The organism is Rhizobium ecuadorense (assembly GCF_001187535.1).
In the GTDB taxonomy this organism is placed as follows: Bacteria; Pseudomonadota; Alphaproteobacteria; order Rhizobiales; family Rhizobiaceae; genus Rhizobium; species Rhizobium ecuadorense.
In genome coordinates this window covers 1-242 of the sequence record NZ_LFIO01000683.1, presented here as the reverse complement: position 1 = coordinate 242, position 242 = coordinate 1, and the positions used below count along the sequence as shown (strand labels likewise).

Sequence of the window (242 nt, the reverse complement as noted above, 5' to 3'; positions counted from 1 at the left end):
CGACTGCGTCAGGCAATCTGCTCATTTGTGCTTTTCTTGTGGGGGTGACCTTCTACCTCTACAAGGACAAGGTTCGTTGGGATGTTAGAATTTTCCTCGCCTCGGTGGCATTCATACTATGGGCCTATTGGTTCACCTCCTTTGGGGACTTCGTTGCGATTCCGGCCATAGGCTATGTCACAATCTTCCTTGGCCTCACCTCGCCCCGCAAGCTTGGCGTCCTGCGTGGAGCCGACTACTCC

General features: G+C 54.1%; 1 pseudogene. It reads left to right on the top strand.

What is annotated here, in order from left to right:
- A pseudogene (locus AF337_RS12865) lies at positions 1 to 242 on the top strand (acyltransferase family protein); the annotation flags it as partial.